The organism is Pantoea sp. CTOTU49201, assembly GCF_032054795.1.
Lineage (GTDB): Bacteria > Pseudomonadota > Gammaproteobacteria > Enterobacterales > Enterobacteriaceae > Pantoea > Pantoea symbiotica.
Genome location: NZ_DAMBSA010000002.1, coordinates 1 through 20,638 on the forward strand (window position 1 = coordinate 1; position 20,638 = coordinate 20,638).

The 20,638-nt window shown below is 56.0% G+C and carries 18 protein-coding genes and 1 pseudogene; 13 read left to right on the forward strand and 6 right to left on the reverse strand.

The features are described from left to right. Positions 1-2,413 (reverse strand): bifunctional aspartate kinase/homoserine dehydrogenase II (locus RTY00_RS00195; protein WP_312663050.1); only part of this gene is annotated, 2,413 nt, incomplete at its 3' end. A 2-nt stretch (positions 2,414-2,415) separates the two neighbouring features. Further along, a complete protein-coding gene (metB, locus tag RTY00_RS00200; protein ID WP_008109665.1) occupies positions 2,416-3,576 on the reverse strand; it encodes a cystathionine gamma-synthase in 1,161 nt (386 codons plus the stop codon). A gap of 274 nt (positions 3,577-3,850) precedes the next feature. On the opposite strand from metB, the gene metJ reads away from it, so the two are divergent. Then, positions 3,851-4,168, forward strand: a complete 318-nt coding sequence (gene metJ, locus RTY00_RS00205; RefSeq protein WP_007885403.1) for a met regulon transcriptional regulator MetJ — start codon at positions 3,851-3,853, stop codon at positions 4,166-4,168. A 77-nt stretch (positions 4,169-4,245) separates the two neighbouring features. On the opposite strand, the gene rpmE is transcribed toward metJ, so the two are convergent. Beyond that, positions 4,246-4,461: a 50S ribosomal protein L31 gene (rpmE, locus tag RTY00_RS00210; protein ID WP_007885402.1), complete on the reverse strand. Its 216-nt coding sequence runs from the start codon at positions 4,459-4,461 to the stop codon at positions 4,246-4,248. A gap of 210 nt (positions 4,462-4,671) precedes the next feature. Between rpmE and priA the strand changes: the two are divergent. The 6 genes and pseudogenes from priA (at position 4,672) to rraA (ending at position 11,745) form a co-directional block, all read left to right on the forward strand. Beyond that, a pseudogene (gene priA / locus RTY00_RS00215) lies at positions 4,672-6,869 on the forward strand (primosomal protein N'). Between the two features lie 166 nt (positions 6,870-7,035). Then, positions 7,036-8,073 (forward strand): DNA-binding transcriptional regulator CytR, encoded by a 1,038-nt coding sequence (cytR, locus tag RTY00_RS00220; protein ID WP_312663051.1) that lies wholly within the window; start codon positions 7,036-7,038, stop codon positions 8,071-8,073. 151 nt (positions 8,074-8,224) lie between these two features. Continuing rightward, positions 8,225-9,136, forward strand: a complete 912-nt coding sequence (ftsN, locus tag RTY00_RS00225; protein WP_312663053.1) for a cell division protein FtsN — start codon at positions 8,225-8,227, stop codon at positions 9,134-9,136. Positions 9,137-9,225: 89 nt separating this feature from the next. Next, a complete protein-coding gene (hslV, locus tag RTY00_RS00230) occupies positions 9,226-9,762 on the forward strand; it encodes an ATP-dependent protease subunit HslV (RefSeq protein WP_008109674.1) in 537 nt (178 codons plus the stop codon). Between the two features lie 5 nt (positions 9,763-9,767). Continuing rightward, entirely contained in the window at positions 9,768-11,105 is a 1,338-nt protein-coding gene (hslU, locus tag RTY00_RS00235; RefSeq protein ID WP_008109676.1) for an HslU--HslV peptidase ATPase subunit, read from the forward strand. Positions 11,106-11,259: 154 nt separating this feature from the next. Continuing rightward, complete coding sequence (gene rraA, locus RTY00_RS00240; RefSeq protein ID WP_061720294.1) at positions 11,260-11,745, forward strand: ribonuclease E activity regulator RraA; 486 nt, start codon at positions 11,260-11,262, stop codon at positions 11,743-11,745. Positions 11,746-11,795: 50 nt separating this feature from the next. Here the strand turns inward: rraA and zapB are convergent, their stop codons facing one another. Next, positions 11,796-12,035: a cell division protein ZapB gene (zapB, locus tag RTY00_RS00245; protein WP_007885384.1), complete on the reverse strand. Its 240-nt coding sequence runs from the start codon at positions 12,033-12,035 to the stop codon at positions 11,796-11,798. A 421-nt stretch (positions 12,036-12,456) separates the two neighbouring features. Between zapB and RTY00_RS00250 the strand changes: the two genes are divergently transcribed. From RTY00_RS00250 to glpX, 3 genes are all read left to right on the forward strand, one after another. Beyond that, positions 12,457-13,305, forward strand: a complete 849-nt coding sequence (locus tag RTY00_RS00250) for an MIP/aquaporin family protein (RefSeq protein ID WP_312663054.1) — start codon at positions 12,457-12,459, stop codon at positions 13,303-13,305. A 30-nt stretch (positions 13,306-13,335) separates the two neighbouring features. Beyond that, positions 13,336-14,844: a glycerol kinase GlpK gene (gene glpK / locus RTY00_RS00255; RefSeq protein WP_179453188.1), complete on the forward strand. Its 1,509-nt coding sequence runs from the start codon at positions 13,336-13,338 to the stop codon at positions 14,842-14,844. 96 nt (positions 14,845-14,940) lie between these two features. Further along, positions 14,941-15,951 carry a class II fructose-bisphosphatase gene (gene glpX, locus RTY00_RS00260; protein ID WP_312663055.1) on the forward strand — a complete coding sequence of 337 codons (1,011 nt, stop codon included), beginning with the start codon at positions 14,941-14,943 and terminating at the stop codon, positions 15,949-15,951. On the opposite strand, the gene emrD is transcribed toward glpX, so the two are convergent. Next, positions 15,941-17,137, reverse strand: coding sequence for a multidrug efflux MFS transporter EmrD (gene emrD, locus RTY00_RS00265; protein ID WP_312663056.1), 1,197 nt, complete (start codon positions 17,135-17,137; stop codon positions 15,941-15,943). The two genes, glpX and emrD, sit on opposite strands and share 11 nt — an antisense overlap. A gap of 289 nt (positions 17,138-17,426) precedes the next feature. Here emrD and fpr point away from each other — a divergent pair, with 289 nt between their 5' ends. The 3 genes from fpr (at position 17,427) to tpiA (ending at position 19,758) form a co-directional block, all read left to right on the forward strand. After that, positions 17,427-18,173: a ferredoxin--NADP(+) reductase gene (fpr, locus tag RTY00_RS00270; protein WP_312663057.1), complete on the forward strand. Its 747-nt coding sequence runs from the start codon at positions 17,427-17,429 to the stop codon at positions 18,171-18,173. Between the two features lie 106 nt (positions 18,174-18,279). Next, positions 18,280-18,870 (forward strand): YiiQ family protein, encoded by a 591-nt coding sequence (locus tag RTY00_RS00275; protein ID WP_312663058.1) that lies wholly within the window; start codon positions 18,280-18,282, stop codon positions 18,868-18,870. A gap of 120 nt (positions 18,871-18,990) precedes the next feature. Continuing rightward, positions 18,991-19,758: a triose-phosphate isomerase gene (tpiA, locus tag RTY00_RS00280; RefSeq protein ID WP_008109693.1), complete on the forward strand. Its 768-nt coding sequence runs from the start codon at positions 18,991-18,993 to the stop codon at positions 19,756-19,758. A gap of 85 nt (positions 19,759-19,843) precedes the next feature. Here the strand turns inward: tpiA and RTY00_RS00285 are convergent, their stop codons facing one another. Next, on the reverse strand, positions 19,844-20,602 hold the full coding sequence (locus RTY00_RS00285; RefSeq protein WP_312663059.1) for a CDP-diacylglycerol diphosphatase: 759 nt from the start codon (positions 20,600-20,602) through the stop codon (positions 19,844-19,846). Between the last annotated feature and the right edge of the window lie 36 nt (positions 20,603-20,638).

A 20,638-nucleotide genomic window follows, 5' to 3' on the forward strand; every position in this document is an offset into this window, starting at 1 on the left:
GGTTGATATCCGATTGCAACGCGCCGGCCGTAACATCGCGGCCTGCGCCCGGTCCGCGAATCACCAGCGGATTATCACGATACCAGCGGCTTTCGATGGCAAACACGTTATCGCACGGCAGCAACGCGGCCAGCGGATGCTCGGGACGTACCGCTTCCACGCCGACGCGCGCTTTGCCATTGGCATCGAAACGCGCCACGTAACGCAGCACTAAGCCCATCTCCTGCGCCGCTTCCAGACGCTGCAGCATCTGGTCATTCAGCTCATCGGCGTTTTCGAAGAAGTGATCAATCGACTCACCGTCGCAAATCGCCGGCACCAGCGATTCGACACGTACCTGATCCGGCTCGATGTCGTAGCCCGCTTCACGCGCCAGAATCACCAGCTTGCGCATTACATCCTGCCCGGATAAATCAACGCGCGGGTCCGGTTCGGTCAGGCCTTGCTGCCACGCCTGATCGACCAGCTCGCTAAACGGCACCGTGCCGTCAAATTGCAGGAACAGCCAGGAGAGCGTGCCGGAGAAAATGCCGCTGATCGCCAGAATGCTATCGCCGCTTTCGCGCAGATCGCGCACCGTGTGATTGACCGGCAAACCGGCACCGACGGTGGCGTTATACAGCCAGTGACGACCGGTTTTGGCGAAAGCATCGCGCACCTGACGCCAGCTCTGTCCGCTCGACGCACCGGCAACCTTGTTGGCGCTGATGACGTGGAAGCCGTGGCTGGCGAAATCGTGATACTGCTGCGCCAGCTGCTCGCTGGCGGTGACGTCCAGCACCACTAAATCATCGAACGGGTGCGCACGCATCCACAGGAACAGCGACTCTTCATCACGCTCGACCGCTTCATCATCAAAAAACGCCAATGCGCGGCTGGCTTCCAGACCGTCGTAGCTCAGCAAGCTGCGGCTGCTGTCTGCGACGCCCGCCAGCACAAACTCAAATCCCGTACGCGCCGACAATGTTTCCTGCTCGCGGGCAAACAGCTCCAGCCAGCGTGAACCGATGTTGCCTTTGCCGAACAGCATCAAACCGATGCGTTTTTCTGCGCGGAACAGCGACTGATGCAGTCCCTGAATCAGGTGCTGCGTCGGGCCGACGCGCAGTACCGCCACGATGCTGATGTGATCTTCCGATTGCCAGACAAATTCCACCGGCTGATCTTTGATTTGCTGCCAGAAGCGATGGCTGTGCAGCGGATTACGCGTCACGCCCGCGCCCACCAGCGCCACCAGCGCTAAGCCGTCGCGCAGCTGCAGATGGCCCGGCAGTGCGGCATCCTGTAACAAGTTGAAGGCGCTATTCACTACTTCCGAGGTGTAACACAGCTGCAGCAGGCGACGATCGGGATGCACGCCGATCGCCAGCGGACGCAGCTGCGCGCGCTTCAGCAGCAGATCGATCTCTTTTTGCTGCGTTTTGAAATCGTGATTGTCGGGGATTTGAATCTCCACCAGACACACATCATCGTGGCTGGTGACGATACGCGCGCCGGTGCCGGAGGCCAGCACGCGTTCAATGCGCGTCGAGCCTTGCTCCGGTTGATAGCTGCAACGCAGCTGCAAATCGATGTCGCTATTGGAAACCGGCTGCAAGGTGCGGGTGTGCAACACCGGCGCAGCCAGACGCGCCAGTTCGCTGGCTTCATCGAGTCGCAGCAGCGGCAGCAAACACGCATCAGAAACTTTACGCGGATCGGCGCTGTAAACGCCCGCCACATCGCTCCAGATGGTCACGCGACCGACGCCCGCCAGCGCACCAATTTGCGTAGCCGAGTAATCCGAGCCGTTACGACCGAGCAGTACGGTTTCACCCGCTTCGCTGCGGCTGATAAATCCGGTCACTACCAGACGCTTATGCGGATGCTGTGTTAACAACTCCTGCAACAGCGGCCAGGATTTACCTTCATCAACCTGCGGCTGCGCGGCACGTTCAGCACGCAGGAAGTCACGCGCATCCAGCCAGGCGGCTTCGATCTCACGCTGGCTCAGCACTGCGGCCATCAAGCGCGCCGACCAGATTTCACCGTGCCCCACCACTTCGGCATACACCGCATCGGTGATGGTGCCATCGAGCAGCGCCGCCAGTCTTTCCAGATCGCGTATAAAGGAAGACGTCAGGGTTTCGGCATATTCAGCAGGCAGCAGCGCAGCAATTAACTCGCTGTGAAAACGCCGTAAAGCCTGTTGCACCTGATGGGCAGATAAGCGATCGCTCTGGCTCAATTTCAGCCAGCTGATCAACTGGTTAGTGGTGCTGCCTGCGGCAGAGACCACCATTAAGTCGCCTGGCTGGCTGTAATCCGCCATGATGCTGGCCACGCGCTGATAGCAACGTGCGTCGGCCAGGCTACTGCCACCAAATTTATGCAACTGCTTGATCGGCGTTCCCGCGCCCACTGAACTCGTCATGATTACTCCTCGGCTGCGATCCGGAATGCATTATCCAGATCGGCGATTAAATCTTCGTGATCTTCAATCCCAACAGAAATACGCAGCAGTGTTTCCGAAATTCCCGCTGCCGCGCGCGCTTCTGCAGACATGCCGGCATGCGTCATGGTTGCGGTATGCGAAATCAAACTCTCTACGCCACCGAGCGATTCGGCCAGCGTGAACAGCTGCAGCGCTTTCAGGAAGCGGCGCAGGCGAGCCTCATCGGCATCGATTTCGAAACTCAACATGGCACCAAAGCCACGCTGCTGACGTACCGCAAACTCATGACCGGCATTTTCCGGCAGAGACGGATGATACAGTTTTTTCACCAGCGGTTGTTGCTTCAGGTAATCAACAATCGCCAATGCATTGCGTTGTGCTGCGGCGATACGCGGTGACAGCGTGCGCAGACCGCGCAGCAGCAGGTAGCTATCAAACGCTGCGCCGGTTACACCAATATTATTCGCCCACCACGCCAGATCGGTGGCCATCGCCGGATCTTTCGAAATCACCGCGCCCGCCACCACATCAGAGTGACCATTCAGGTATTTGGTGCAGGAGTGAACAACCAGATCGGCGCCCAGCGCCAGCGGGTTTTGCAACGCCGGGCTGAGGAAGGTGTTGTCTACCACGCTAATGGCGCCCGCTTCACGCGCGGCGGCGCAGATGCTGGCGATGTCGACCACACGCAGCAGTGGATTACTTGGGCTTTCGACCAGCACCAGTTTTGGCTTCTCGGCCAGAGCAGCGGCCAGCGCCGCTTTATCGCCCTGATCGACAAATTTCACGCGATACGCGCCGCGCTTGCTCAGGCTATCGAACAGACGATAGCTACCTCCGTAACAGTCATGCGGCGCCACCAGCAGATCGCCCGGCTTCAGGAACACGGTTGTCACCAGATGAATCGCCGACATGCCGGTATTGGTTAATACCGCGCCTGCGCCACCTTCCAGCTCTGCCAGCGCGCGCTGAACCACATCGCGCGTTGGGTTACCACGACGTGAATAGTCATGCGCACGCGGCTCATTGAAGTCGAGGAAGTTATAGGTGCTGGAGAGATGAATTGGTGGGACAACGCAGCCATATTGCTCGTCATCATTCAAACCGCTACGTACTGCGATGGTTGCCTGTTTACGCGTCATGGTGCTTACTGTTCCTGAAGAAAAAGAAGAGCAACAGAATAACATTCCGCACATAGACGTCAATACATCTGGACATCTAAATGTCTTTGCGTATAGATTGAGCAAATCATCAATAACCGCTAAAATTGTCCGTCATCGCCTGGTGTTCAGCGCGCTTTCCTTTGCAGAAGCGGTGCTCAAGCATAAAACCTGCGGTTTAAGGGGTCAGGCATCGAAAAATCGGGCATAATCAACGGATTTCCCCATATTCAACTTTTATTGATTAAGGTAACCCATGGCTGAATGGAACGGCGAATATATCAGCCCTTACGCTGAACATGGCAAGAAGAGCGAGCAGGTTAAGAAAATCACAGTTTCTATCCCGCTGAAAGTGCTGAAGATTTTAACGGATGAGCGCACCCGCCGTCAGGTGAATAACCTGCGTCACGCCACCAACAGCGAACTGCTGTGTGAAGCCTTTTTGCATGCTTTCACCGGGCAGCCTCTGCCGAACGATGTCGATTTGCGTAAAGAACGCAGCGATGAGATTCCGGAAGAAGCGAAACAGATTATGCGTGAAATGGGCATCGATCCCGATAGCTGGGAATACTGAAGCCAGAAATAAAAAAACCCAGCCAAGGCTGGGTTTTTTCTTGCTGCCGAATCGCGAAGATTCGACGGCCAAAAATCTTATTTCTTGCTTGCTGGCACGCTGAAACGCTTGTTGAAGCGATCTACACGGCCACCGGTGTCAGCAATACGCTGCTTACCAGTGTAGAACGGGTGGCATTTGCCGCACACGTCCAGGTTCAGACCAGAAGCCATGGTTGAACGGGTGTTGATCACGTTACCGCAAGAGCAAGTCATGGTTACTGCTTCGTACTTAGGGTGAATACCTTGTTTCATGGGAGAACCTCATAAAAGGCCGTGTCGCTCTCCGTGCCAGGCTCAGCCTGCACAGCACCACACGCGGTTGAACATTAAGTGTATGCTCCGACAAACGATCTCATCGAAGGCGGCATAGTATACAGAAATTAACCGGTTTTAGCAAATAGCCGCTTCCTAATTAGGCGTGTACACTACTTCTCCTTAATTCAGAACTGGATAGAGATTCAGATGCCCGTTGTTCAGGTTGCCCTGCCCGTTCCGCTACCTCGCCTGTTTGACTACTTGCTGCCTGCCGATGCGCCGCAGCCGGTGGCGGGCGCACGCGTGAATGTGCCGTTCGGCAATCGCAAAATGATCGGCATTGTAGTCGGCACGCGCGAGACCAGCGATCTGCCACTGACGCAGCTCAAGCAAATAGAAAGCGTGCTCGACGATCAAAGTCTGTTCTCGCCCGCCCTGTGGCGCATTTTGCATTGGGCCGCCAACTATTATCACTCACCGCTCGGCGAAGTGCTGAGCCATGCGCTGCCGGTGCTGCTGCGTCAGGGCAAACCGGCGCAGGAAGCGCCGCTGTGGCAATGGGTGATTAATGATGCTGGCCGTGAAGTGGCGATGGAAAGTCTGAAGCGCGCGCCGAAACAGCAGCAAGCGCTGGCGATGCTGCGTCAGCGACCGCTCTATCGTCATCAGGTCAGCGAACACGATTTTACCGATGCCGTGCTGCAAGCGTTGCGCGCTAAAGGCTTGTGCGATTTGCGTGAACATACGCCGCAGATGCACGACTGGCGCACCAGCTTTGCCGTCAAAGGTGATCGCCTGCGCCTGAATACCGATCAGGCGATGGCGGTGGGCGCGATGCGCAGTGAAGACGATCACTATGCGCCGTGGCTGCTGGCCGGCATTACCGGTTCGGGCAAAACCGAGGTGTATCTTAGCGTGCTGGAAAACGTGCTGGCACGCGGCAAACAGGCTTTGGTGCTGGTGCCGGAAATCGGCCTGACGCCGCAAACCATCGCCCGCTTCCGCGAACGTTTCGACGCGCCGATTGATGTGCTGCACTCGGCACTGAATGACAGCGAACGCCTGGCCGTATGGCTGCGCGCGCGCAGCGGCGAAACGGCGATTGTTATCGGCACACGCTCGGCGCTGTTCACGCCGCTGGCCCGTCCCGGCGTCATCATTATTGATGAAGAGCACGACAGCTCGTACAAACAGCAGGAAGGCTGGCGCTATCAGGCACGCGATCTGGCGGTGTTCCGCGCCCATGAAGAAGACATTCCGATTGTGATGGGTTCGGCCACGCCGGCGCTGGAAACGCTGCACAACGTGCGCGTCGGCAAATATCGCCAGCTTAATCTCACCAAACGCGCGGGCAATGCTAAACCGGCGTTGCAGCAGCTGATCGATCTTAAAGGCCAGCAGCTAAAGGCGGGCTGGCACCGGCGCTGCTCGGCAAAATGCGCCAACATTTGCAGGCCGACAATCAGGTTCTGCTATTCCTCAATCGCCGTGGCTTCTCTCCGGCGCTGATGTGCCACGATTGCGGTTGGCTGGCGGAGTGCCAGCGCTGCGATAGCTACTACACGCTGCACCAGAATCATCGTCAGCTGCGCTGCCACCATTGTGATAGCCAGCGCCCGCTGCCGAATCAGTGCCCAAGTTGTGGTTCAACGCATTTGATGCCGGTTGGCGTCGGCACCGAACAGCTGGAACAGCAGTTGGGCACGCTGTTCCCCGGCGTGCCGGTATCGCGCATCGATCGCGACACCACCAGCCGCAAAGGTGCGCTGGAGCAGCATCTGGCCGATGTGCATCGCGGCGGCGCGCGCATTCTGGTGGGCACGCAAATGCTGGCGAAAGGCCATCACTTCCCGGATGTCACGCTGGTGTCGCTGCTCGATGTCGATGGCGCGCTGTTCTCCGCCGATTTCCGTGCCGCCGAGCGCTTCGCTCAGCTTTATACGCAGGTCGCGGGCCGCGCTGGTCGAGCCGGTAAACAGGGCGAAGTGTTGCTGCAAACCCATCATCCGGAACATCCGCTGCTGCAAACGTTGCTGCATCGCGGCTATTTCGCTTTTGCCGATCAAACCTTGCTGGAGCGTCAGTCGGTGCAGCTGCCGCCGTGGACCAGCCATGCGCTGTTCCGCGCTGAAGATATGGATAACCAGCAGGCGGCGGAATTCCTTACTCAGCTGCGCAATTTGCTGGAAGCCAGCCCGCTAAAAGATGAGGCGATGTGGCTGATGGGGCCGGTTCCGGCGTTGGCACCGAAGCGCAGCGGACGCTGGCGCTGGCAGCTGCTGTTGCAGCATCCGTCACGCAAACGTCTGCAACAGCTGCTGAGCGGATCGCTGCCGCTGATCGCCACCTTGCCTGCGTCGCGCAAAGTGAAATGGACGCTGGATATCGATCCCACCGAGAGCTAGGCCGCACCACATCTGCGAGCCAGATCGAAAAAAGTCGCACAAGTCACAATTTTTATGCAAATTAAGTAACAACCCGGCGCGACCTTGGGTTAACAATAGTGCCGACCCGGTTGAAGCCCGGTAATGTCAGAAAATCAATGCGCTGTACCGCGTCAGGAGTTATACGTTGGACCAGAAGCAACCCTCCACCGCCGCCACCATGAAAGATGTGGCCGAGAAAGCAGGCGTTTCAACCGCCACGGTTTCACGTGCGTTGATGAATCCAGAAAAAGTCTCTGCTGCGACCCGGCTCAAGGTCGAAAAAGCCGTGATTGCCGTGGGTTATGCGCCGCACGGTTTGGCGCGCAATGCCAAACGCGGTGAAACGCAAACCATTTTGGTGATTGTGCCGGACATCTGCGATCCCTTCTTCAGTGAGATCATTCGCGGCGTGGAAGTCACCGCTGCGCATGAAGGTTATCTGGTACTGATTGGCGATTGCGCGCATCAGAACAAACAGGAAAAAACCTTCCTGAATTTAATGCTGACGCGACAGATCGACGGCATGGTGCTGTTGGGTTCTCAGCTGCCATTTGAGGCGGGCATTGAAGATCAGCGTAACCTGCCGCCAATGGTGATGGGCAACGAATTTGCGCCGGAAATGGCGTTGCCAACGGTGCATATCGATAACCTGACCGCCGCTTTTGAAGCAGTAAATCACCTGTTGCAGCTCGGTCATCGCCAAATCGCCTGTATCACCGGGCCAGAACATATTCCGCTGAGCCAATATCGTTTGCAGGGCTACATTCAGGCGCTGCGTCGCAGCAACATCGCCATCGATCCGACGATGATTGTGCACGGCGACTTCACCTTTGAAGCCGGTGCAAATGCGCTTAAGCAGTTGATGAGTTTGCCGCAGCCGCCGAAAGCGATCTTCTGCCATAGCGATTTAATGGCGCTGGGCGCGATGAATCAGGCACGCAAACTCGGCATGCGCATTCCACAGGATTTGTCGGTAGTGGGCTTTGATGATATCGAACTGGCGCAATACTACGATCCACCGCTGACCACCGTGGCACAGCCGCGCTTTTCCATCGGTCGTGAAGCCATGCTGCTATTACTTGATGAGCTGCAGGGTAAACGCGTGAATAACGGTTCACGCCTGCTGGATGCAGAGCTGCGCGTGCGCGGCAGTACGGCACCGGCAGCAAAACGGGAAAAATAGCGCGTAGAAGCCTGCATTTTCAGCGGATTCTGAAGGCAGACTGTGCTGGTCAAAGTTCCAGCCCTTGCGTAACATGGCGCATTCATTGCCGGGCAATTAACAGCACATTTACATGCCCATTGGCATTTTTTTGAAGGGTAGCAGAACGAAAGTGGCACAGAAAGATTATGTAGGCCGCGGGCGTTCAACAGGGACGCGTCGCAAAAAACCCGCCAGCCGCAGCAAGAAAAGCAAAGGCGGATCAGGCACTTCAAAGCTCATGATGGTACTGGCCGTGGCCGTGCTGGTCACCTTTGCCGGTGGTTTATGGTTCATCTCGCATCATAAGAAAGAAGAGATTGAGGTCATTCCAAACCACAAAGCCAACGGTAACGGCCTGCCGCCGAAGCCGGAAGAGCGCTGGAAGTACATCAAAGAGCTGGAAAATCGCCAAATTACCGTTCCGTCGCCGACTGAGCCTTCAGCCGGTGGCGTGCAATCACAAACTCAGCTGACCGATGAACAGCGCCAGTTGCTGGAGCAGATGCAGGCCGATATGCGCCAGCAGCCGACGCAGTTGAACGAAGTGCCGTGGAACGAACAAACCCCGGCGCAGCGCCAGCAAACGCTGCAGCGTCAGCAGGTGCAACAACAGCAGCAGGTTCAGCAGCAGCAACAACAGCAGCAGTTGCAACGTCAACAGCAACAGTTACAACAGCAGCAGCGCCAGCAACAGTTGCAGCAACAACAGGCCGCGCGTCAGCAGCAACAGCAAGCTGCGCCTATCACGCGTGGGCCAACGCAGCAAACCAAACCGCAGGAAACAGCCAAGGCGAAAACCGAAGAGAAAGCCTCTTCACAGCGCTGGATGGTGCAGTGTGGATCGTTCAAAGGTACCGATCAGGCGGAATCAGTACGCGCCGGTCTGGCATTTGAAGGATTCGAGAGCCGCATTACTACCGGCGGTGGCTGGAATCGCGTGGTGATCGGGCCGTTCAAAGATCGCAGCAGCGCCGACAACACAGTCAAACGCTTACACAGTTCCGGCCACGGAAGTTGTATTCCCCTCGCTGCTGGGGGTTGAAACCCCTTTTTCCTACCCCATATCTGGTTGCATGATACTCCGCGCCGAGTGCGCGGAGTTCCTTTTCTACTGCAACAAGGGGTCTGCCCGTGACAACAATAGTAAGTGTACGACGCAACGGCCAGGTAGTGATTGGCGGTGATGGCCAGGCTACGCTCGGCAATACCGTAATGAAAGGCAACGTTAAAAAAGTCCGTCGTCTTTACAACGATAAAGTGATCGCCGGTTTTGCTGGCGGTACCGCAGATGCCTTCACCCTGTTTGAACTGTTTGAGCGCAAGCTGGAAATGCACCAGGGCCATCTGGTGAAAGCGGCGGTCGAACTGGCTAAAGATTGGCGTACCGATCGCATGCTGCGCCGCCTCGAAGCGCTGCTGGCGGTGGCCGACGAAAACTCCTCATTAATCATCAGCGGCAACGGCGACGTTATCCAGCCGGAAAATGACCTGATTGCAATTGGTTCTGGTGGGCCTTACGCCCAGGCAGCGGCACGCGCGTTGCTGGAAAACACCGACATTGGTGCGCACGATATCGTGGAGAAAGCGCTGAACATTGCTGGCGATATCTGTATCTACACCAACCACAATATTAACTTCGAAGCATTACCGTCTAAGGCTAAGGACTAAACATCATGTCTGAGATGACTCCACGCGAGATTGTCAGCGAGCTTAACCGCTTTATTATCGGCCAGGACGGCGCAAAGAAGGCGGTCGCGATCGCCCTGCGTAACCGCTGGCGCCGCATGCAGCTCGACGAAGAGCTGCGCCACGAAGTGACACCGAAAAATATTCTGATGATTGGTCCAACCGGCGTCGGTAAAACCGAAATTGCCCGTCGCTTAGCCAAACTGGCTAACGCACCGTTCATCAAAGTGGAAGCCACCAAATTCACCGAAGTGGGTTATGTCGGTAAAGAGGTGGATTCTATCATTCGCGATCTGACCGATTCTGCCATCAAGATGGTGCGCAGCCAGGCGATCGAGAAGAACAAATACCGCGCGGAAGAGATGGCGGAAGAGCGCATCCTTGATGTGCTGATCCCACCCGCGAAAAACAACTGGGGCCAGGCTGAACAAGCGGCTGAGCCATCAACAGCGCGTCAGTCTTTCCGCAAGAAACTGCGCGAAGGCCAGCTGGATGACAAAGAGATTGAGATCGATCTGGCTGCTTCATCGGCTGGCGTTGAGATCATGGCGCCTCCGGGCATGGAAGAGATGACCAGCCAGCTGCAATCGATGTTCCAGAACCTCGGTGGCCAGAAGCAGAAACCGCGTAAGCTGAAAATCAAAGAAGCCATGAAGCTGCTGATTGAAGAAGAAGCGGCCAAGCTGGTGAATCCGGAAGAGCTGAAGCAGGATGCTATCGATGCGGTTGAGCAGCACGGTATCGTGTTCATCGATGAAATCGACAAAATCTGTAAGCGCGGCGGCCAGAATGCAGGCGGTCCAGACGTGTCACGCGAAGGCGTACAGCGTGACCTGCTGCCGCTGGTTGAAGGCTGCACCGTTTCCACCAAGCACGGCATGGTGAAAACCGACCACATTCTGTTTATCGCTTCCGGCGCGTTCCAGGTCGCTAGCCCGTCAGATCTGATCCCAGAACTGCAAGGCCGTCTGCCGATTCGCGTTGAACTGCAGGCGCTGACCGTCAATGACTTCGAGCGCATCCTGACCGAGCCAAACGCCTCGGTTACCGTGCAGTACAAAGCATTGATGGGCACCGAAGGGGTCAATATCGACTTCACCGATGACGCCGTGCGTCGTATCGCCGAAGCCGCATGGCAGGTGAACGAAACCACCGAGAACATCGGTGCGCGTCGTCTGCATACCGTGCTGGAGCGTCTGATGGAAGATATCTCCTATGACGCCAGCGATCGTAACGGTGAATCGATCACTATCGATGCCGAGTACGTTGGTAAGCATCTGGATGAGCTGGTGGCCGACGAAGATCTCAGCCGCTTCATTCTGTAAGCTTCACCCGCGAAATCGCTGCCCGGCCACTGTGCCGGGCTTTTTTTTACGCAGGATATTGATGCAGCGCTTTTTTTGGCGGTTGATGATTTTGCCAACAATCGCCAGATAGCGATATACTTAGCGCTCCTGTGGCAAACAGACGAAAACCCTCATGAAATACGATACATCTGAACTCTGTGACATCTACCACGAAGCTGTGAATGTTGTTGAACCGCTTTTTTCGAACTTTGGTGGGCGCAGCTCATTCGGTGGTCAAATCACCACAGTGAAATGTTTCGAAGATAACGGCTTACTCTACGATTTGCTGGAAGAGAACGGTCGGGGTCGCGTATTGCTGGTGGATGGCGGCGGTTCGGTCCGTCGCGCACTGGTCGATGCTCAGCTGGCGAGTCTGGCGGCGCAAAATGAGTGGGAAGGCATTGTGGTTTACGGCTCGGTACGTCAGGTAGACGACCTTGAAGAGCTGGAAATCGGCATTCAGGCGATTGCGGCGATTCCGGTGGGCGCAGCGGGTGAGGGCATTGGCGAAAGTGACGTGCGCGTTAACTTTGGCGGCGTGACCTTCTTCTCTGGCGACCATCTGTATGCCGACAATACCGGCATCATCCTGTCTGAAGACGCACTCGACATCGAGTAAGCCGCAACAAAAACGGGTGCCGCGGCACCCGTTGGTTTAAGCATCGACGCTTAAACTTCTTCCATTTTTCCCAGCAGTGCCCGCAGACGATCCTGCCAGACATGCTGCTCTTCTTTCAGATGCTGATTTTCACGCACCAGCGCATCCTGGTTGCCTGAAGCCTGGCTGACTTCGTTTTTCAGCGTATTGTTTTGCTCTTTCAGCTCTTCAATTTCCATCTGCAGCAGAGTGATGGTATCAATCGCCTGCTGTACTTTCGCTTCCAGTTTCTCGAACACTTCAAATGACATCTTTCTGACCTCTCCTAAATCTTGCAAGGCGTTGATGGGGCTAGTGCATGCCTTATTATGGTGCGCTCAGCCACGATGACTCGATTGTATGTAGCCGAACCCAGCAAGTCCAGTGGCACAAGGCTTGCGAGGGCAGTCTGTAACACTTTTCAGTCTATGCCTAAAAAAAATGCGCATCTTCGCGCATCTGTGTGCGCGATCACATCAGCATCGACCAGCAAAGCGGGAAAAATGGGTCTTAAAGCAACGCAAAAGACGCGAAAACGCGCATTTTTATGATGGAGTACACAGTTTTCAATTTCGCTATTTCTCGTTTATGCTCGTTAACGATAAATTCACATCAACCCTACATTGATAGCTGGGCGACTCATGGATGAGAACAAAAACTGATAAAATTTAACCTCGCTTCAGGAATGCCATTATGAGTCAGACAACTAACACACTAAAAGGTCAGTGCATCGCTGAATTTCTCGGCACAGGTTTGATTATCTTCTTTGGTGCAGGCTGTGTTGCTGCACTGAAACTGGCCGGTGCATCATTCGGTCAGTGGGAAATTTGTATTATCTGGGGTTTAGCCGTCTCCATGGCAGTCTATCTAAGCGCAGGCGTTTCTGGTGCGCATCTTAACCCAGCCGTTACCGTCGCGCTGTGCCTGTTCGCTAATTTCGAAGGTCGTAAAGTTGTTCCTTATATTCTGGCGCAGGTTGCCGGCGCGTTCTGCGCTGCCGCGTTGGTTTACGGTCTCTACTACAATCTGTTCTTTGATTATGAAGCGAGCCATCAAATGGTGCGCGGCAGCGTTGAAAGCCTCGATCTTGCCGGTATCTTCTCTACCTACCCGAACCCGCACATCAGCGTCGCTCAGGCGTTCCTGGTTGAGATGGTGATTACAGCGGTATTAATGGCGGTGATCATGGCGCTGACCGATGACGGCAACGGTGTACCGCGTGGTCCGCTGGCTCCGCTGTTGATTGGTTTGCTGGTCGCGGTAATCGGTGGCTCAATGGGTCCACTGACCGGCTTCGCACTCAACCCGGCGCGTGACTTCGGTCCAAAACTGTTCGCCTTCTTCGCTGGCTGGGGCAACGTAGCCTTCACCGGTGGCAAAGATATTCCTTACTTCCTGGTTCCGATTTTTGGCCCGCTGGTCGGTGCTTGCCTCGGAGCCTTTGGTTACCGTTCGCTGATTGGCCGCCATCTGCCAGTTAACGGCGCGGAAGCCAGCACAGCAGAAAAACCGGTTGCGCGCGCTCAGCAGCGTAAAGCGTAAGTTTCATCGATACCACATCAGGAAAGCACAATGACTACTGATAAAAAATATATAGTTGCACTCGATCAGGGCACAACCAGCTCACGCGCCGTGGTGCTTGATCATGATGCCAACATCGTCGCGGTTTCTCAGCGCGAATTTACCCAGATCTACCCGAAAGCGGGTTGGGTTGAACATGACCCAATGGATATCTGGGCGTCACAAAGCTCAACGCTGGTTGAAGTGCTGGCACACGCCGACATTAACTCCGATCAAATCGCGGCGATTGGTATCACCAACCAGCGTGAAACCGCCATCGTGTGGGATAAAGAGACCGGCAAACCGGTTTACAACGCCATCGTCTGGCAGGATCCACGCACCGCAGATTACTGTAACAAGCTGAAGAAAGAGGGTCTGGAAGAGTATATCCAGCACACCACCGGTTTGGTGATTAACCCGTACTTCTCAGGCACCAAGGTGAAGTGGATTCTGGATAACGTGGAAGGCGCGCGTGATCGTGCCAAACGTGGCGAACTGCTGTTCGGTACCGTTGATACCTGGCTGATTTGGAAAATGACGCAGGGACGTGTGCACGTCACCGATCACACCAACGCCTCACGTACCATGATGTACAACATCCACAAGCTGGAGTGGGATGATCGCATGCTGGAGATCCTCGATATCCCGCGTGAAATGCTGCCTGAAGTGAAAGGTTCTTCTGAAGTATACGGCCAGACCAACATTGGTGGTAAAGGCGGTACGCGTATTCCAATCGCCGGTATCGCGGGTGATCAGCAAGCGGCGCTGTATGGCCAGCTATGTGTACAACCGGGTATGGCGAAAAACACTTACGGTACCGGCTGCTTCATGCTGATGAACACCGGCACAGAAGCTGTGACTTCAACGCATGGCCTCTTGACCACCATCGCGTGCGGCCCACGCGGCGAAGTGAACTATGCGCTGGAAGGTGCGGTGTTTATCGGTGGTGCGTCGATTCAGTGGCTGCGTGATGAGATGAAGCTGATCAGCGATTCAACCGACTCTGAATACTTCGCGTTAAAAGTGAAAGACACCAACGGCGTGTATATGGTGCCCGCTTTCACTGGTTTGGGTGCGCCATATTGGGATCCGTATGCACGCGGCGCGATTTTCGGTCTGACGCGCGGTGCTAACGCGAACCACATCATCCGTGCCACGCTGGAGTCGATTGCTTACCAGACGCGCGACGTACTGGAAGCGATGCAGAACGATGCGGGCACCCGCCTGCAATCACTGCGCGTGGATGGTGGTGCGGTTGCCAACAACTTCCTGATGCAGTTCCAGTCTGACATTCTCGGCACGCGCGTTGAGCGTCCGGAAGTGCGTGAAGTGACGGCGCTGGGTGCAGCGTATCTGGCGGGCTTAGCGGTCGGTTTCTGGAACGATCTGGAAGAAGTTCGCGCTAAAGCGGTGATTGAGCGTGAGTTCCGCCCAAGCATCGAAACCACCGAACGTAACGTCCGTTACGCCGGCTGGAAGAAAGCGGTCGCTCGCGCCAAAGCGTGGGAAGACGAAGAGTAAAATCCTGCTAACCCGCGGCGCCCTGCCGCGGGTTTTTCCCCTGCCACGTTTCCCCGCTGTGTTAAACTGCCTGCCTGTTTTTTATCAGGTGCCACCATGAAACGAGAACTCGCGATTGAATTTTCCCGCGTGACCGAAGCCGCCGCTCTGGCGGGCTATCACTGGTTAGGACGCGGCGATAAAAATGCGGCCGACGGCGCAGCCGTTCACGCCATGCGCATTATGCTCAACACCATCGATATCGACGGCCAGATTGTGATTGGCGAAGGCGAAATCGACGAAGCGCCGATGCTGTATATCGGTGAGAAAGTCGGTACCGGCCGTGGCGATGCCGTGGATATTGCGGTCGATCCGATCGAAGGCACGCGCATGACTGCGATGGGCCAGGCCAATGCGCTGGCGGTGCTGGCGGTGGGAGACAAAGGCAGCTTCCTGCACGCACCTGATATGTACATGGAAAAGCTGATTGTTGGACCGGGCGCACGTGGCGCCATCGACCTCAATCTGCCGCTTGATATCAACCTGAAGAATATCGCGCTGGCATTGGGCAAACCGTTCAGCCAGTTAACGGTATCGATTCTGGCCAAGCCACGACACGATGCGGTGATTGCCCAGCTACAGCAGCTCGGCGTGCGCGTGTTCTCCTTCCCGGACGGCGATGTCGCAGCCTCGATCCTGACCTGTATGCCGGATAGCGAAGTGGATGTGATGTACGGCATCGGTGGCGCACCGGAAGGTGTGGTGTCGGCGGCAGTAATTCGCGCGATGGATGGCGACATGCAGGCGCGTTTATTAGCGCGTCACGAAGTGAAAGGCGATAGCGAAGAGAATCGTCGGCTTGGCGAGAATGAACTGCAACGCTGCGCCGAGATGGGCATTGAAGCGGGTCAGGTACTGAAGCTGGACCAAATGGCGCGCAACGATAATGTTATCTTCGCTGCCACCGGCATCACCACCGGCGATTTGCTGAAAGGCATCACGCGTAACGGCAACATCGCCACCAGCGAAACGCTGTTGGTGCGCGGCAAATCGCGCACCATTCGCCGCATCCAGTCAATCCACTATCTGGATCGCAAAGACGCGGCGCTGCATCAATTTATCCTGTAATCGCCTGCTTGCCGCTCTCCGGATGACGTGAGAGCGGCCACCAGCACAGCAGCATCACCAGCGACGTCACGAACATCAGCATGCCAAGGCTGGATTGATCGTGCTGCGGTAACAGCGCAGAAAGCCACGCCACCACGCCGGAACCGAGGTTCTGCAAACCACCGATTAACGCACCTGCGCTGCCCGCCAGCCACGCATACGGCTCCATCGCACCCGAGGTTGCCAGCGGAAACAGCATGCCCGCGCCGAAGAAGAACAGCGCAGCCGGCACCAGCAGCGTCCAGATGTTCATCATGCCAAACCAGGCGGGAACCCACATCAATAATCCAGCCAACAGGCAGCTGTTCACGCCGTACCACATCAGCGTGTGCCAGGATTTCTGCTCACGTCCGGCAAACCAGGCGCCAAAGAACGCCGCCGGGATTGGCAGGATAAACAGGATGCTGACGGTTAATCCATCCAGCCCCAAAACGCCACCCATCAGCACGCCGCAGCTGGCCTCAAACACCGCGATACCGGCCAGCGCGCCAATCAGCAGCAGCAGATAACGCACGAAGTTACCGTCGCTCAGCAAAGTGGCATAACGGCGCAGGAACGGCGTGGCGGGCGTATCAACAGGACGCGTTTCCGGCAGCCAGCGCGCCATCGACGCGGTGACGCCGACGCACAGCAGCAGCAGGAAGGCGAAACAGGCGTGCCAGCCAAACAGATGCGTCAGCAGCGCACCAATCACCGGCGCCAGCAGCGGACTCACCAGAATGCCCATATTCAGCAGGCTGTTCGCCTGACGCAGGGCGATGCCGGAATAGAGATCGCGCGGCATGGTACGCGCCATCACGCCTGCGACGCCGGTACCTAAACCTTGCACCGCACTGCCGAGCACCAGAATATCGAGCGAGGGCGCGAACATGGCGATCAACGCCCCGACGGCAAAGATCGTCATGCCAATCAGGATCACCGGACGACGGCCAAAACTGTCCGAGAGCGGACCGTAGATCAATTGCGATCCGCCATAGGTCATCAGATAGGCGGCCATCACCTGCTGGATTGCGCCGCTGCGCACATTGAGCGTTTCGGCCATGTTGGCCATCGCTGGCACATAGATGGTTTGCGCCATCTGCCCAACCGCCACCAGCACGATCAGCATAAATAACAGAAAGCGATTTTGCGTTTTACTTATCAACATGGAACAAAATGTCTGCCTGAGAAACAAAGAATAAGCAGCACAAAACAGGCCGCCTCGGATTTATGGCGGCAAAAATATCAGGATTCAGTGACAAATCGAGAGGCGCGGGCAAAGCTGTATGTCTTAAGCCGTCAAGTTGGTAGTCCAGATTGTAAACCGCCCGCTACAGTTGCTGATCTGTGCGCTGCGTTTGTCGCTGAGAGCCCTTTGACGCTGTACCGACTGGAAATCCATCAGGCCGATGGCGATGATAGTAACGAGCCTGAATAATCATTAATAAGGAGCCAACATGGCAGAGTGGATCAATGCTGAAGTTAAAGAAGTAAAAAACTGGACCGATGCACTGTTCAGCCTGCGCGTCGAAGCACCGATTGATACCTTTACGGCGGGACAGTTTGCCAAGCTGGCACTGGAAATTGACGGTGAGCGCGTGCAGCGCGCCTATTCATACGTCAACGCGCCGCAGGATTCGCTGCTGGAGTTTTATCTGGTCACGGTGCCGGAAGGTAAACTGAGTCCGCGTTTGCAGGCGCTGCAGCCCGGCGTGCAGGTGATGATCACCAAAGAGGCGGCCGGTTTCTTTGTGCTCGACGAAATTCCAGACTGCCAAACGCTGTGGATGCTGGCGACCGGCACGGCGATCGGCCCCTATTTATCGATTCTGCAACAGGGCGAAGATCTGGATCGTTTCGACAATATTGTGCTGGTGCACGCCGCGCGTTTTGCCGATGACCTGAGCTTCCTGCCCTTGATGCAAGAGCTGCAGCAGCGCTATCAGGGAAAATTGCACATTCAAACGGTAGTCAGCCGCGAAGAGATTGCCGGTTCGCTGCACGGTCGCGTGCCGCAATTGATTGAAAGCGGAGAACTGGAGCGAGCCGTCGGCTTGCCACTGACGGCAGAAACCAGCCATGTAATGCTGTGCGGCAATCCACAGATGGTGCGTGATACTCAGCAGTTGTTGAAAGATACGCGAGAGATGCGCAAACATTTCAAACGCAAACCCGGCCACATGACCAGCGAGCATTACTGGTAATCGGCGCGGCACAAAGAATGTGAGATTTTTCCCAGTGTGGGTTTTGACTTTGCCCGGTAAAAACCGTTCTAATCGTGGGCTAAGTGAATGATTTAGGGCCGAAGCAATGAACAACCTGCCAGTCGCGCTGCTGCTTGGCCTCGCACTGACATTTCCCGTCTGGGCGGAGGATGCACCCACGTTAGATCGTAGCGATCATCTGCCTGCTGCGCCCTATCTGCTCGCGGGTGCGCCGACCTTCGATATGACCGTTGCTCAGTTCCGTGAGAAGTACAACGCGGCCAATCCCAATGAACTGCTGCAGGAATATCGCGCCATTGATAATCGCGGTGATAAAAGCAACCTGACGCGTGCCGCCAGCAAAATCAGCGAAACGCTGTATGCCTCAACGGCGCTGGAGCAAGGCACCGGCAAAATCAAAACTCTGCAAATCACCTGGCTGCCGGTTCCCGGCCCCGATATGAAAGCCGCACAGGCACGCGCCATGGATTATATGACCGCCCTGCTGCGTTTCTTCATCCCCGGCTTATCGCCCGAAGATGGGCGTAAAAAACTCGATTCCCTGCTCAGCGCCGGTAAAGGTGCACGCTATTTTTCCCGCACCGAAGGTGCCTTGCGTTTCGTGGTGGCAGACAACGGCGACAAGGGTTTGACCTTCGCCGTTGAGCCGATAAAACTGGCGCTCGCGACGCCCTGATCGCACCGGCAAAAATGACGAAAAGCAAAGCCAGCAACGCATTTGATCTCTATACTGTCTCGCAGACATCGCTGCCCGATGGCAGCGCTATTTCATGAATCGCGTTATGCGGAGGAAAGAATGCGACATCCACTGGTTATGGGTAACTGGAAACTGAACGGTAGCAAGCAGATCACTAAAGAGCTGATTGAAGGCCTGCGCAAAGAGCTGTCTGGTGTTGATGGTTGTGGCGTCGCGATTGCACCGCCAGCCATCTATCTGGACCTGGCGAAGCACGCCATTTCCGGTAGCCACATTGCTCTGGGTGCTCAGAACGTTGACGTTAATCTGTCTGGCGCATTCACTGGCGAAACTTCCGCAGACATGCTGAAAGACGTTGGCGCGAAATACATCATCATCGGCCACTCTGAGCGCCGCACATACCACAAAGAGAGCGACGAGTTCATCGCGAAGAAATTTGCCGTAGTGAAAGAAGCTGGCCTGGTGCCGGTTCTGTGCATCGGTGAAACTGACGCAGAAAACGAAGCGGGCAAAACCGAAGAAGTGTGCGCACGTCAGATTGACGCCGTGCTGGAAACCCAGGGCGCTGCAGCGTTCGAAGGCGCGGTTATCGCTTACGAGCCAGTTTGGGCTATCGGTACCGGCAAATCAGCCACTCCAGCGCAGGCTCAGGCGGTGCACAAATTCATTCGTGACCATATCGCGAAGAAAGATGCAGCTATCGCTCAGCAAGTGATCATTCAGTACGGCGGCTCGGTCAACGACAAAAACGCCGCTGAGCTGTTCACCCAGCCAGATATTGATGGCGCACTCGTTGGCGGTGCTTCACTGAAAGCAGATGCATTTGCGGTGATCGTGAAAGCGGCAGCAGCAGCGAAAAACGCGTAAGTCAGCGTTTTCGATGCAGAAAAAGGCGGCTGATTAGCCGCCTTTTTTATTGGTCGCCATAAATGGCAACCCTACGAAAGATGGGTTATTGCGGCAATATGCTGCAGTTATGATCCTGCAGCTCTTCCGCCGAGCCGCTGTTCAGTTTCAGCCAGTTACGCTCCAGCGCCAACAGCGCTAAACGGCCATCCGGCAACTGTGCCAGCGCCAGTCCGTATTTCCCCATCTCGGTGCGCGCATGCGGCACTTCATCCGCCAGACGGATAAACGCACTCTGCTGCGCCAGTTCTGCCGCAGAAATCGACCGCACCAGATAACCATGCTTACGCAGCGTTTCACTGTGCCACTGCGCGTTTAGCCTCGGTGCCAGCGCATCCAGCTGTTGACGCACATCTGGCCTCAGACAGGAAATATGAATATGCAGCTGATTCTGCGTACGCCCGTATTGCGCATTGATGGCCAGCGACAGCGCGCTATCGGGAATCGGCGCGCCGTGCTTCTGAGCCAGCAATGTGCGTTGCTGCCAGGCTTCGGCAAACAGATTCGGCGTTGCGGGTTCAAGAAGGATCGGGCTTTCCATGCCGGTAATTTTTTCGATCGGCATCAGCAGATACTGCAACGGCCCGTTGAGATCTTTCAGCGTAACGTAACCCTGCGCGCTGTTCACCTGCTGACATGGCGCGGGTTTGCCCTTCGCCGCCATATTCGGTACGCACTTCTCGCTGATAATTTGCCACAAGGCGTTGGCGTTTTTATGGAAATGGATGGCGCCGGCGATCAGTCCAACAATCAACAGCACCAATAAAGCGGTAAGTAACTTCAGGGTACGACGACTGCCCTGCATAGCCCGATTCCTCTGTTCATCACCTGCCAGCATCCT